At 48.7% G+C, this 13004-nt stretch carries 12 protein-coding genes; 5 read left to right on the top strand and 7 right to left on the bottom strand.

Features of this window, described 5'->3' with window-relative positions:
- The first annotated feature begins 188 nt into the window (after positions 1–188).
- Both BM185_RS06360 and BM185_RS06355 read left to right on the top strand, forming a co-directional pair.
- Positions 189–1784, top strand: a complete 1596-nt coding sequence (locus BM185_RS06360; protein WP_091960926.1) for an isocitrate lyase — start codon at positions 189–191, stop codon at positions 1782–1784.
- A gap of 144 nt (positions 1785–1928) precedes the next feature.
- On the top strand, positions 1929–2492 hold the full coding sequence (locus BM185_RS06355; protein ID WP_091960923.1) for a hypothetical protein: 564 nt from the start codon (positions 1929–1931) through the stop codon (positions 2490–2492).
- A 101-nt stretch (positions 2493–2593) separates the two neighbouring features.
- Here BM185_RS06355 and BM185_RS06350 read toward each other — a convergent pair whose 3' ends face one another.
- Positions 2594–2959 carry a histone-like nucleoid-structuring protein, MvaT/MvaU family gene (locus BM185_RS06350; protein WP_091960920.1) on the bottom strand — a complete coding sequence of 122 codons (366 nt, stop codon included), beginning with the start codon at positions 2957–2959 and terminating at the stop codon, positions 2594–2596.
- A gap of 183 nt (positions 2960–3142) precedes the next feature.
- On the opposite strand from BM185_RS06350, the gene coaE reads away from it, so the two are divergent.
- Together coaE and BM185_RS06340 are read left to right on the top strand one after the other, a co-directional pair.
- Entirely contained in the window at positions 3143–3784 is a 642-nt protein-coding gene (coaE, locus tag BM185_RS06345; protein ID WP_091960918.1) for a dephospho-CoA kinase, read from the top strand.
- Positions 3781–3990 carry a DNA gyrase inhibitor YacG gene (locus tag BM185_RS06340; RefSeq protein ID WP_091960916.1) on the top strand — a complete coding sequence of 70 codons (210 nt, stop codon included), beginning with the start codon at positions 3781–3783 and terminating at the stop codon, positions 3988–3990. The genes coaE and BM185_RS06340 overlap by 4 nt, the downstream gene beginning before the upstream one ends.
- On the opposite strand, the gene BM185_RS06335 is transcribed toward BM185_RS06340, so the two are convergent.
- From BM185_RS06335 to BM185_RS06320, 4 genes are all read right to left on the bottom strand, one after another.
- Entirely contained in the window at positions 3950–4912 is a 963-nt protein-coding gene (locus BM185_RS06335; RefSeq protein WP_091960914.1) for a Nudix family hydrolase, read from the bottom strand. The genes BM185_RS06340 and BM185_RS06335 overlap by 41 nt on opposite strands.
- Before the next feature lie 26 nt (positions 4913–4938).
- Positions 4939–6156 carry a bifunctional glutamate N-acetyltransferase/amino-acid acetyltransferase ArgJ gene (argJ, locus tag BM185_RS06330; protein WP_091960913.1) on the bottom strand — a complete coding sequence of 406 codons (1218 nt, stop codon included), beginning with the start codon at positions 6154–6156 and terminating at the stop codon, positions 4939–4941.
- Between the two features lie 11 nt (positions 6157–6167).
- Positions 6168–8882 (bottom strand): preprotein translocase subunit SecA, encoded by a 2715-nt coding sequence (secA, locus tag BM185_RS06325; protein ID WP_091960911.1) that lies wholly within the window; start codon positions 8880–8882, stop codon positions 6168–6170.
- A 157-nt stretch (positions 8883–9039) separates the two neighbouring features.
- The gene (locus BM185_RS06320) at positions 9040–9846 is read right to left on the bottom strand and encodes a M23 family metallopeptidase (protein WP_177203492.1); all 807 of its coding nucleotides are present in this window, start codon (positions 9844–9846) and stop codon (positions 9040–9042) included.
- 206 nt (positions 9847–10052) lie between these two features.
- On the opposite strand from BM185_RS06320, the gene BM185_RS06315 reads away from it, so the two are divergent.
- Complete coding sequence (locus BM185_RS06315) at positions 10053–10517, top strand: hypothetical protein (protein ID WP_091960908.1); 465 nt, start codon at positions 10053–10055, stop codon at positions 10515–10517.
- A 31-nt stretch (positions 10518–10548) separates the two neighbouring features.
- On the opposite strand, the gene lpxC is transcribed toward BM185_RS06315, so the two are convergent.
- Complete coding sequence (lpxC, locus tag BM185_RS06310) at positions 10549–11463, bottom strand: UDP-3-O-acyl-N-acetylglucosamine deacetylase (RefSeq protein ID WP_091960907.1); 915 nt, start codon at positions 11461–11463, stop codon at positions 10549–10551.
- Positions 11464–11625: 162 nt separating this feature from the next.
- Positions 11626–12927: a cell division protein FtsZ gene (gene ftsZ, locus BM185_RS06305; protein WP_091960905.1), complete on the bottom strand. Its 1302-nt coding sequence runs from the start codon at positions 12925–12927 to the stop codon at positions 11626–11628.
- Between the last annotated feature and the right edge of the window lie 77 nt (positions 12928–13004).

The following is a 13004-nucleotide window of genomic DNA, read 5'->3' as shown; positions in this document are numbered from 1 at the left end:
AATAACACTGTAGTCAAATTACAACGAAATCACCTCGACTAATGCCTATTTGTATATCAACCTCCACTGGGGCATGATGCACCGCACCAACCGGTTGGCAACTGCCGGTTCATGATTAAAAATCCGGTGGGCAACCACTGAACCGTAAATGCCAATAAACCAGCATCTGCTTTGTATGAGGAAATAGCATGTCAACTTATCAAAAAGACATCGACGCAGTAGCAACACTGAAAGAAGCCAACGGCTCGCCCTGGGATGCAATCAATCCTGAAGCTGTAGCACGTATGCGTGCTCAGAACAAATTCAAGACTGGCCTGGACATTGCGCGCTATACCGCTGGCATCATGCGTCGTGACATGGCTGAGTTCGACAAGGACAAAACCAAGTACACCCAATCACTGGGCTGCTGGCACGGTTTTGTTGGTCAACAGAAACTCATCTCCATCAAGAAGCACTTCGGCAGCACCGAGCGCAAATACCTCTACCTGTCCGGCTGGATGGTTGCAGCCCTGCGCTCTGACTTTGGTCCTCTTCCTGACCAGTCTATGCACGAGAAAACGGTCGTTGCTGACCTGGTCGAAGAGCTCTACACCTTCCTGCGCCAGGCCGATGCCCGCGAGCTGGGTGACCTCTTCCGCCAGTTAGATAAAGCCCGTGAAGCAGGTGATACTGCTAAAGAAGCTGAAATCCAGAAGAAGATCGACAACCACGAAACTCACGTTGTCCCCATTATTGCCGACATAGATGCAGGTTTTGGTAACGCAGAAGCCACCTACCTGCTGGCCAAGAAAATGATCGAAGCCGGTGCCTGTGCCCTGCAGATCGAAAACCAGGTTGCTGATGAGAAGCAGTGTGGTCACCAAGACGGTAAAGTCACCGTTCCTCACGCCGACTTCCACGCCAAGATCCGCGCTCTGCGTTACGCTTTCCTGGAACTGGGTGTTGATGACGGTGTTATCGTTGCCCGTACCGACTCTGAAGGCGCAGGTCTGACCAAAGAAATCGCTGTAGTTCGTGAGCCAGGCGATCAAGGTGACATCTACAACTCCTTCCTGGATGTTGAAGAAGTGGCCCCTGAAGACACCAATCCCGGTGACGTCCTGATCAGCCGTGACGGCAAGCTGGTTCGTCCCAAGCGTCTGCCTTCCGGTCTTTATCAGTTCCGTCAGGGTACTGGCCATGAGCGTTGTGTTTTCGATTGCATCGAAGCTATCAACGCTGGTGCTGACCTGCTGTGGATTGAAACTGCAGTACCGACTGTTTACGAAATCCGCGACATGATGAACGAAGTGCGTAAAGTACACCCAGATGCCAAGCTGGTGTACAACAACTCACCTTCTTTCAACTGGACCCTGAACTTCCGTCAGCAAGTATTTGATGCTTGGGAAAAAGAAGGCAAAGACGTTTCTGCCTATGACCGTTCTGACCTGATGAACGCCAAGTACGATGATTCTGAAATCTCTGCTGAAGCGGATCGCTGGGTTAAGAACTTCCAGGCTGACTGTTCACGCGAAGCGAATGTCTTCCACCACCTGATCACTCTGCCGACTTACCACACCACGGCTCTGTCTGTAGACAACCTGGCAAAAGAGTACTTCGGTGAAGCCGGTATGCTGGGCTACGTTGAAGGCGTACAGCGTAAAGAGATCCGTCAGGGTATCGCTTGTGTTAAGCACCAGAACATGGCGGGTTCTGACATAGGTGATGACCACAAGGAATACTACGCTGGTGAAGCGGCTCTGAAAGCTGGCGGTGCGAAAAACACCTCCAACCAGTTCGGCTAAACCGACAAGGGAAGTGCTCTGACCGCCCCTAGGGTCGAATCAGAGCCATCCTGATAAAAAAGGCGACCCTTGCAAAGGGGTCGCCTTTTTTTACGTTAGAATGGCAGACTGATTTCTTATGCTAACTGAATAAATGGTTTAACTATGACTGCTACACCGGCTTTTCTGAAAGACACCCAAGAAGTATTAAGCGCCCAGGGTTTTGCCACCGGTAATATCTGGTATCACGGCACCTCATCAGCACTGGTTGGCTCCATTCAGGAGCAAGGCTTAAAAGGCTCAGGCGACCAGGCAATCCTAGAGGCCACTAAGAAGACCATGGCAACCATCGGAAACAGCTACACAGAAACACAGGAACCCGTCTTTCTAACGCCCAGCAAAGAGCTGGCCTACTACTGGGCACAGCAAACAGTTCGTAACCGTCAGATGCGTATCCAAGGTGAAGAAGCAGCAGTTGTTTTGGAGGTTAACCTCCCCGATGAACTCAACCAGCAAGTCAAACCCGATGTCGGTGCTGCCAGCCTTTTATTGCTTAAAGAAGGTGAAAACTACCTGGCCTACTTGGCTAGCCTCTACCAGGCAAACGGACTTGAACTTCCTCAAATTAATCTGATGAAAGCCGAGCGTACTGATTATCTGAAACTCCTGGGCATGGCATATAGCGATCAGGATATTCCAGCTGAATACATCCGATTGCTTGCTGAATAAGCCTGCACAGAGCTTCTAGACTGCACTCCAACAGAAAAAGGCCACCTATGAGGGTGGCCTTTTATTAAAACAATTTTTTAGAAGAGTAACAAAACTGCCGTTTAATCGCGCTCTTCAACAACCCAGCCTTCGACAGTTTCAGAGCCGTGCTCTGCCTTCCATTCTTTTAACTGTTTCTGGTTACCGCCACGGGTTTCAATACGCTCACCTGTTTTAGGGTGAACATAAACTTTCAGTTTACGGGTACGACGATTGCCACGACCGGATGTTTTAGCCGCTTCCTGACCCAAGCCAAAAATTTCGGCAAGATCCTTTACTGAGCGTTGGTGTTTATCAAGTACTGCTTCAATTTCCTGCTTAAAAGTAAGCTCTTTTTTAAGCTGGGTATTTTCTTCCATTTTGCGCAGCTCGTCCTGGAGCTTGCGCATCAGTTCTTCTTTTTCACGATAAGAGGCTAGAATCGACATTAATGTCTCCTTAATTTGTAACAGGCAAAGTAATTCTTATACAAAAGAAGATTTTTAGCAAGTCTATTTGAAATAAGCAATAAAAAAAGACACTGACAAAAGAGAAAAGTTTCTCCTATTTAGTCGTAAATTTTGTTTAAATAGTCTTTGTAAACTAGCAGTTTTAAAATTCTGGAGCCACCTATGCAGCATCAACCCTTGTCTCACTCCGGCACCTCATCCTCATTGATTATCGGGCTTACCGGTGGTATCGGCTCAGGGAAAACAGCCGCCAGCAACCTCTTTGCTGAAAAAGGTATTGAAGTAATAGATGCGGATGTTATTGCAAGAGCGGCATTGGAACCTGGGTCACCCTTGCTCGAAGATGTTTATGAACATTTTGGCAGCCAACTGCAATTAGCAGACGGCAGTCTGGATCGTGCAGCCCTTCGCAAAAAGATATTTAATAACCATCAGGAAAAAATCTGGCTCGAAGAGCTGGTTCACCCCTGGGTTAGAGAAGAAGTTGTAAAACAACTTAAAACAGCTAAGGGCGGCTACTTGATCCTTGCATCCCCCTTGTTGATTGAAAGTCATCAAGACCAATTGGTTGATCGGATTCTTGTAATAGATTTACCTAAAAAACTGCAAATAGAAAGAACTTGTCAGAGAGATAATAACCAAGAAGAGCTGGTAACCAAGATCATGGCTAACCAGCTGGAACGCCAAGAGCGTCTCGCCAAAGCGGATGATGTTATTGATAACAGCAAAGGATTAAACGAGCTGAAAAAGCAGGTAAACTACTGGCATGATTTTTATCAACAACTGGCCCGGAGAGCACCATGAAAGCACCAACCCGAATTTTTCCTTGTCCAACCTGTGGCCAGGCCAGTGTGATAGGTCCAGAAAATAGCTGGCGGCCCTTTTGCAGTGAACGCTGCAAACTTATTGACTTAGGCAGCTGGGCTGCAGAAGAGCACAAGATTGCTGGAGAGCCCGCTATGGATGAGCTTAATCTGGATGACGAGAGTCTTTATCCCAGAAATGACTGATTCCTGCTACCCCCTGGCCACCCAAAGCAAAAATGCGCTGTCGATCGCTAGGTCGCATACCGCCTAAGGCAAACACAGGCATTTTTGCTTCGTATTCGACAAGCTCTTTGAATCTTTGCCAACCCAGAGGAGCTGCCTCTGGGTGAGTTGTCGTGGGTAATACGGGTGACAGGGTTATAAAGTCTGCATCCAGCTTTACAGCCTGACGAATTGAAGCCGGATCATGGCAGGAAGCAGCAAGCAACTTGTCCTGCCCCACCGGGCGTTCCTTTAAAGCCATTAAGCGCTGGCCAGTCAGGTGGATACCAGCGGCATCAACCTTCTTCAGCAGCTCAGGAGCAGCATTTAATAGCAAGCGGGCACCGGCTGCCTGGCAAGCCTCTTGAAAGCGTTCTGCAAGCAGGCAGAAGTCCTCTTCACTCAAGGTTGGCTGCCTTAGCTGAATCAGCTTGGCGCCAGCCGTCAGCAGTTCCTGCAGGCGCTCCAGAGCGTGATCTGGATCATTGCAATCACCGGTTATCACATATTCGTCCGGCAGGGTTAGTGCCTGAATAATCGGCTTGTTGGCGTCGGGAAAAGAGTAGTTAACCAATTCATCCAGTTTCACCCAGCGTACGGGTTGTCCTTCACGTCCCCAAGGCTCACCTTGAAAGGATTCCACCTTCCAAACATCCAGAAGAATCTTTTTATGAGGATAAGCATGATTAATTCTTAACAGAGGCCGCGCTCGGGTCAGAGTGATCCCCAATTCTTCATGAATTTCACGCTTAAGTGCCTGATAGCCGGTTTCATAGGGGGCCAGCTTACCGCCGGGAAATTCCCACAAGCCACCCTGATCAACATCATGTGGCCTTTTGGAAATTAGTACTTCCTGCTGGTCATTAATAATTGCAGCGGCAGCAACCAGAACTGGATGGGGCATGGGTGGTCTCTTTTCCTGTCAAATAGCTAGCTTCGATAATCAGCATTGATGGTCACATAGTCGTGTGAAAAATCACAAGTCCAGACCTCTTCACTGATCTTACCCCGCCCCAATTGAAGGGTCAGAGTAATTTCGGACTCCTGCATCACTGCAGAACCCGCTTCTTCTGTGTAGCTGGCTGCCCGGCCGCCCTCTTCAACCAGCAGGACATCGCCCAGGTAAACAGTAACACCTTCAACTCTCAGGTCTTCCAGGCCCGGAGCACGCCCTACAGCAGCGAGGATACGCCCCCAGTTGGCATCGCTGGCATACATGGCTGTTTTCACCAAAGGCGAATGAGCAACGGTGAAAGCAGCACTGAGAGCCTCTTCAGCGGTCGCTGCCTCTTCGACCTTCACTCTAACGAATTTGGTTGCGCCCTCGCCGTCGCGGACAATCATTAATGCCAGTTGCTGCATCACCTGAGTCAGGGTTTCTGTAAAGACAGCAAGATCTTCAGGCGTCTGTTCGCTAATTTGCGGACCCTGGTTGGTCGCAATCAACATACAGCTATCATTGGTGGAAGTATCACCATCAATGGTAATCCTGTTAAAGCTTAGGTCGCAGGTTTGCTTAAGCAGTTTTTTCAGTAATGGCAGGGGAAGGCTGGCATCTGTGGCGATGAAGCCCAACATGGTCGCCATATTGGGCTTGATCATACCTGCCCCTTTGGTAATGCCACTGATATTTACCTGCTGGCCCTGAATCTGACAGCTGGCTGTTGCTCCCTTGGGGAGAGTGTCAGTGGTCATAATGCCAGCCGCTGCTTCCGCCCAGCCAGTTTCACTGAGTGCAGAGATGGCACTGGGCAAGCCAGCTAATAATGCGGGCATGGGCAGGGGTTCGCCTATGACACCCGTTGAGAAGGGCAGGACTTCTTCCGGTTTAACACCCATCAGTGCTGCCACTTCAACACAGATACGTTCAGCATCCTGATAACCACGCTTACCTGTACCGGCATTTGCATTGCCTGTGTTAATCACCAGGTAACGAGGATGGCTTTTTTGCAGGTGGTCCCGGCAAATTTTGACTGGTGCCGCACAAAAAGCATTCAGGGTGAATACCCCAGCAGTATGGCTGCCTTCAGGTAGTTCCAGGATAACCAGATCCTTCCGACCTGCTTTTTTAATGCCTGCACTGCCAGTGCCCAGCTTGATCCCAGCCACCTTATGAAAGTCAGGCAGGGTAATTTCTCCGACAGCCATCTTAGTGCCTCTTAACTCAATTTACCGTGACAATGCTTGTATTTTTTGCCTGACCCACAAGGACAGGGTTCATTCCGGCCCACCTTGGGAACTTCGCGTTTAAAAGGCTGGGAGGGATTTTCTGTCGCTGGACCCTCGCCTCTGGCTGTAGAGCCTGGGCTGGCATGCCTTGCCTGCTGGCGTTGCTGCAGAAGGTCAGCCTCAGCACGGCGTTGCCTTTCCAGTTCTTCCACTTCTTCTGGAGTGCGTATTCTTACGTGACTCAGAATACGAACGACATCCCGACGCACATTGCCCAGGAAGTTTTCAAACAAGTAAAAGGCTTCCTTCTTATATTCCTGTTTGGGGTTTTTCTGGGCATAGCCACGCAAGTGAATACCTTGACGCAGCTGATCCATACTCTGCAAGTGCTCTTTCCAGCGGGTATCGAGGACCTGCAACATGACCTGCTGCTCAAAGCGTCTCAGCAGTTCAGCACCTGCTTGCTCTTCTTTTTCCTGATAACTTTTTTCCAGCTCTTCATGAAGCCTGTCACGTAAGGATTCTTCATGCAGGGTTTTATCTTCATCCAGCCACTGCTGAACTGGCAGAGGCAGGTTGAATTCGGTTTCCAGATGCTTTTCCAGCTCAGCAATGCGCCATTGGTCAGGCATGGATTGAGGTGGAATAAATTGCGAAATCGCCTCTGCCAGGACATCGCCACGCATTTCTTCAACTTCTTCAGCTATATCCTGAGCTTCGAGAATTTCTTCGCGCTGGCTATAAACCACCTTACGCTGATCGTTATTAACGTCATCGTATTCAAGCAGCTGTTTACGAATATCAAAGTTGCGGCCTTCAACCTTACGCTGGGCTTTTTCAACAGCATTGGTGACCATCTTGTGCTCTATGGCTTCACCCTGTTGCATGCCCAACATGGACATCATGTTTTTAACGCGGTCAGAAGCAAAAATACGCATCAAGGGGTCTTCTAGGGATAAGAAGAAGCGCGTCGTCCCTGGGTCACCTTGGCGGCCAGCACGGCCACGCAGCTGGTTATCGATCCGGCGAGATTCATGACGTTCCGTACCTATAACATGAAGACCACCCGCTTCCAGCACCTGGGCATGACGCTCTTCCCACTCTTTTTTCAGCTGATTTAACTGTTCTTCAGTGGGGTTTTCCAGTTTCGAGGCTTCATTTTCCCAGTTACCACCCAGAACAATATCCGTACCCCGACCAGCCATATTGGTTGCCAGGGTAACGGCACCTGGACGCCCTGCCTGAGCAATGATATCCGCTTCACTTTCGTGCTGCTTGGCGTTTAAAACCTTGTGCTTGATACCCGCCTTCTTTAGCAGGTTGCTGACATACTCTGAAGTTTCTATAGATGCAGTGCCCACCAGGACAGGCTGGCCTTTATCAATACAATACTGGACATCTTTAATGATCGCTTCAAATTTTTCTTCTGAGGTCATATAGACCAGGTCATTCATATCAATCCGCTGCACTTCCCGGTTAGGCGGAATGACAACCACATCCAAGCCATAGATATGATTAAACTCATAGGCTTCAGTATCAGCCGTACCTGTCATGCCTGACAGCTTGTCATAGATGCGGAAGTAATTCTGGAAGGTGGTTGAAGCCAGGGTTTGACTTTCCGCCTGGACCCTCAGGCCTTCTTTGGCCTCAACAGCCTGGTGCAAACCCTCACCCCAACGGCGGCCTGGCATGGTACGACCGGTATGCTCATCGACGATGACCACCTGGTTGTCACTGATAATATAATCAACATCCCGGTGGAACATATGGTGGGCACGCAGGGCTGAATGCACATGGTGTAGCAGGTTCAGGTTACCAGCGGCATAAAGGCTGTCACCTTCTTTGATGAGTCCTTCGTCTGTCAGGAGCTTTTCAACCAACTGGTGCCCCTGCTCAGTTAATTCGATACTGCGCTGCTTTTCATCAACAAGAAAATCGCCTTCTTCCTTTTCCTCATCCCAGGCTTTGAGAGTCGGAATCAGTTTGTTGATGCTCTTGTAGAGCGCCGAACTGTCTTCAGCCGCACCTGAAATAATCAGCGGCGTACGGGCTTCATCAATAAGAATAGAGTCGACCTCATCGACCACAGCAAAGAAATGGCCTCGCTGAACCCTGTCCTTCAAAGAGAAAGCCATGTTGTCGCGGAGGTAGTCAAAACCAAATTCATTATTGGTGCCGTAGGTAATGTCGGACTGATAAGCTTCGCGCTTTTCTTCAGGGTTCTGACCTGAGTAAATAACCCCAACACTCATACCCAAGAAGTTATACAGCTTACCCATCCACTGGGCATCACGCCGGGCCAGATAATCATTGACCGTGACGACGTGTACACCCTTGCCCGCCAAGGCATTTAAATAAACTGCCAGGGTCGCTACCAGAGTTTTACCTTCACCAGTACGCATTTCCGCTATTTTGCCCTGGTGGAGAACCATGCCACCAATCAGCTGGACATCAAAATGGCGCATAGCCATCGCCCGTTTACCGGCCTCACGCACCAAGGCAAAGCTTTCTGGAAGCAGCTTATCCAGGCTTTCACCCTCAGCATAACGCTGCTTGAACTCCTCGGTTTTTTGTTTGAAGTCTTCGTCTTTTAAAGCGTCAAACTGAGGCCCTAGTGCATTAATTTTTTCAACAGTTTTGCGAAGATTTTTGAGTTCGCGCTCGTTTTTACTACCAAAGATTTTCTTGAACAAAGGGGTAATCATTGACTGTCCTTACCCGTGAAATTGAAGTTGGGTGTGTGAATTGACCAACATATCACGTTTTCATTTAAAAGTGGTTTGCAGGATTTTAACACCCTGCCGATTGAGAAACACCCGCTTTAAAGCGGGTGCATCAGTAAAGAGGGGATTAAGAGCTTAGCTAGGGAGCTGAGCGGGAGACGTAGCGTGCTGGGTCGACAGCGCGACCATTACGCAAAACTTCATAGTGAACATGGGTTCCTGTGCAACGACCAGTACACCCCATCCCGCCAATAATATCACCACGCTGAACCAGGTCACCCTTGGAGACTCTAAATTCATTTAAGTGTGCATAGCGGGTTAGATAGCCATCACCATGGTCTATCTCGACCAGTTTTCCAAAACCACCCCGACGCGCAGCGAAAACTACCACTCCTGCTCCCGTGGCCAGCACATCGGAATTTTCACGACCGGCGTAGTCGATCCCTTCATGCCAGGAAGTACGACCAGTAAAAGGATCACTACGACGTCCGAAGGGAGAGGACATCCAGCCACTATTGACCGGACGACCCGCCAGATAAACCTGATCAGCAAGATTACGCTGGGTCAATAAAGCATGGATAAGTTCAAGCTGCTGATGGCGTTGTTCAATTTTACGAGTGAGGGCGTTGAGGGTGTCCATCAATTCTGAATCGGTATAAACAGAGCCCTCTTCATAAAGGGATTCAGGACCACCCATAGGAGGCGGCTGATCAAAATTAAATTCATCGCTTAAGTCAGCAACGGCAGTCAAACGCTTACCGAGAGCATCCAGTCTTAATAGCCTGGCTTGCAGCTCACCAATGCGGGGGGTTAGAGCATCGATACGTTCTATCGATTGTCTCTTAACTTTTTCAACTTCTTCACGCTGATTTTGCAGTTCTTTTGCCATCATCTGGCTGGCTTGATTGTTATGTAGCCTTTCATTGGCATCAACCCACCAGTACACCAGGGTTCCTCCTATCGCCGCGGGTATGGAAAACACCACACCAAAGATGATAGCCAGTAGTCCCGGCGTCAACTTAAACGACTTGCTTGAACTGTGTGCACTGCTGCAAAAAATCAGATTCATTGATCACTTCCCGTATTCGTCCCTTGGTGTTTTACTTGGTTGTTCGTTAACATCTAGATTGAAGTCATTCCAAGGGGCTAAGCGTGAGTATAAAGGCAAGAGTGGGTAGAACAAAATCCCTGAATGCACTTATTAACAAAGATACCTCAGTTTTAAGGCATATTTTTGATCAGGCAGCAAAACTGAAACAGATTGAAACACTTGTGCTGCAAAAGCTGCCAGAAGCCAGCCGCACTGACTACCGAGTGGGGAATTATTCTCATGGGCGCTTGGTATTGCTGACCTCCAGTGCTGTCAACCTGACTAAATTTCGTTATTTGAAGCCCCAGTTATTCACCGACCTAAAAGCTGTCTTGCCAGATTTACAACAGCTGGACTTAAAAATTCGCCCTGAAACGCCGGTCAAAGAACCCCAAAAGAAGGGTAAACCTATTTCTAACAAGGCTCGAAAGCAACTTAGCGATCTGGCTGATGAAATTGATAATCCACGGCTCAAGGAGTCTTTACAGCGCTTGGGTCGTCAGCAGGCAACAAAAAACCAGCCCTAGGGCTGGTTTTTTGTCAAGCCATTTCAAAAGATCAGGCAAGCGCTGCTGCGGTTGTATAAGAAATAGGCGACTTGGCTTCTTCACCTTCAAAAGTCACCACTTCCCAGGCATCAGGCTGGCTAATCAGCTCACGCAAGAGCTGATTATTCAAGCCATGCCCTGATTTGTGACCCTTGAACTCACCAATCAGGCTTTTGCCCAAGAGATAGAGGTCGCCAATGGCATCCAGCACCTTGTGCTTAACAAATTCATCTTCGTAGCGCAGACCATCTTCATTAAGAATGCGGTAATCATCAACGACGATCGCATTTTCCATGCTGCCACCCAAAGCCAGATTACGCGAACGCAGATACTCAATATCACGCATAAAGCCAAAGGTGCGGGCGCGGCTGACTTCACGAACAAAAGAAGTGGTTGAAAAATCAATCGTAGATGTTTGCTTTTGATCCCGGAAAACCGGGTGATCAAAGTCAATGCTAAAACCTACTCTAAAGCCTTCGTGAGGTTCAAAGCTGGCAATCTTGCCATCTTCAGTCACACTGACTTTTTTCTTGATTCGGATAAACTGCTTGGCTGCTTCCTGTTCCTGAATACCCGCAGACTGGATCAGGAATACAAAAGGACCAGCGCTGCCGTCCATAATAGGAACCTCTGGCGCACTGACCTCAACATAGAGATTATCGATTCCCAGACCAGCTAGGGCAGACAACAAGTGCTCTACCGTACTAACTTTAGCACCACCCTCGCAAAGTGTCGTCGACAGAGTCGTCTCACCTACGTTTTCAGCTTTGGCGTGAATTTCTACTACTGGGTCCAAATCAACCCGACGAAAAATAATACCCGCATCCACCGGAGCTGGACGCAGCGTCAGATAAACTTTCTCACCAGAATGCAGGCCTACACCCGTCGCACGAATCGTATTTTTGAGGGTACATTGCTTGATCATTGCCACTCTTCTCAGCTCACGCGGAGCTAAATATCAAGAGAAAGCCCAAAGCGCGTACTTTGGGCATGAATTTCATATTACTTTAACAAAGTTCTGCTAAAAGCGAAACTTCAGGCAATAAAAAAACAGATAAGTTTCGTATCTTCAGACGTATTTGTGTTATCAGTCTGCCTGCTTTCTTAAAAAGGTAGGGATATCCAGCATGGAAGTCTGGTCTCCGCTGGGCGAAGCCTGGGGTCGCACATTGGCCTGACGGGCAACCTGAGCACCACCCGCAATGGCAGCTTCGGAAAGCGAGGATCTTTTTCTTGTCCCTGCTTCAGCTTCATTCTTGGCAGCAACTTTCTTCTTACTTTCCAACCCAGTAGCGATTACTGTAACTCTAAGTTCATCATCCAGATTGGGATCAACAGTATTACCTACGATAATCGTGGCATCCTCATCCGCATGCTCATACATCAGGGCCAGGATTTCATCATATTCATCCAGTCCCAGATCAACATTGGCTGTAACATTAACCAAGATCCCTTTGGCACCTTTAAGATCGATATCTTCAAGGAGAGGCGAACGTATAGCCTGTTCTGCGGCCTGAAGGTGGCGATTTTCACCAGAAGCCACCCCTGCGCCCATCATTGCAGTGCCCATTTCGGACATAACAGTGCGCACATCAGCAAAGTCGACGTTGATTTCACCGGGATGAGTAATGACATCAGCAATGCCCTTCACCGCACCCAGGAGCACATCATTGGCTTTGCCAAAAGCACCTTTTAGGGTGATACCCTTGGGTAGAACCTCACGCAACCGCTGATTGGGTATTACAACCAAAGAATCCACATGCTGAGTCAGTTCAGCAATACCCTCTTCAGCCAAACGCATGCGTTTGGGTCCTTCATTATTGAAAGGCTTGGTGACTACGGCTACCGATAGAATACCCAGTTCACTGGCAACTTCAGCGACTACTGGCGCTGCCCCCGTTCCTGTTCCTCCACCCATACCGGCGGTAATAAAAACCATATCGGCACCCTGAAGGATGTCGGCAATAACCTCACGGTCTTCCAGTGCTGACTGGCGACCTATTTCAGGGTTGGCACCAGCCCCTAGACCTTTGGTGATATCACCACCCAGCTGTATTTTAATGATAGGTGTATTGTTGACCAGGGACTCATCATCCTGCATCTCTTCTTCATTGAGCTGCAATTTTGACATTTCCAGAACCGTATCACTGAGCTGGCTTTGTGAGTTCTGACGGGCGGACTCGACCGCCTTTTGTTTTCTTAGAATCCCATTAACCTGACTATCAAGGTTCTTGAGTGCCTGGGCATCAGTATTGGCACAAATGAACTCAACATCCCTGATTTGGTTGGCAACCATGTGGGCGACGGCATTGCCACCACCTCCTCCAACACCGATAACCTTGATCACTGCCAAGGATGATGGTGTATTTTCTACAATTTCAAAAGCCATTTGCCCGTCTCCTGAAAACAGCTCTAAAGCTAAAAAATTGACCCCAGCGCTGCTAATCGACCCGTAATTACTTAACT

This window comes from Marinospirillum celere (assembly GCF_900112235.1).
Classification (GTDB): Bacteria; Pseudomonadota; Gammaproteobacteria; order Pseudomonadales; family Halomonadaceae; genus Marinospirillum; species Marinospirillum celere.
Note: the sequence above shows the minus strand (reverse complement) of the source record. Positions and strands in the feature narration are given on the sequence as shown.

Bases quoted from the DNA above. Each gene is read 5' to 3' on its own strand.
- BM185_RS06360 (WP_091960926.1), top strand. From the start codon at position 189: ATGTCAACTTATCAAAAAGACATCGACGCAGTAGCAACACTGAAAGAA.
- BM185_RS06355 (WP_091960923.1), top strand. From the start codon at position 1,929: ATGACTGCTACACCGGCTTTTCTGAAAGACACCCAAGAAGTATTAAGC.
- BM185_RS06350 (WP_091960920.1), bottom strand. From the start codon at position 2,959: ATGTCGATTCTAGCCTCTTATCGTGAAAAAGAAGAACTGATGCGCAAG.
- coaE (WP_091960918.1), top strand. From the start codon at position 3,143: ATGCAGCATCAACCCTTGTCTCACTCCGGCACCTCATCCTCATTGATT.
- BM185_RS06340 (WP_091960916.1), top strand. From the start codon at position 3,781: ATGAAAGCACCAACCCGAATTTTTCCTTGTCCAACCTGTGGCCAGGCC.
- BM185_RS06335 (WP_091960914.1), bottom strand. From the start codon at position 4,912: ATGCCCCATCCAGTTCTGGTTGCTGCCGCTGCAATTATTAATGACCAG.
- argJ (WP_091960913.1), bottom strand. From the start codon at position 6,156: ATGGCTGTCGGAGAAATTACCCTGCCTGACTTTCATAAGGTGGCTGGG.
- secA (WP_091960911.1), bottom strand. From the start codon at position 8,882: ATGATTACCCCTTTGTTCAAGAAAATCTTTGGTAGTAAAAACGAGCGC.
- lpxC (WP_091960907.1), bottom strand. From the start codon at position 11,463: ATGATCAAGCAATGTACCCTCAAAAATACGATTCGTGCGACGGGTGTA.
- ftsZ (WP_091960905.1), bottom strand. From the start codon at position 12,927: ATGGCTTTTGAAATTGTAGAAAATACACCATCATCCTTGGCAGTGATC.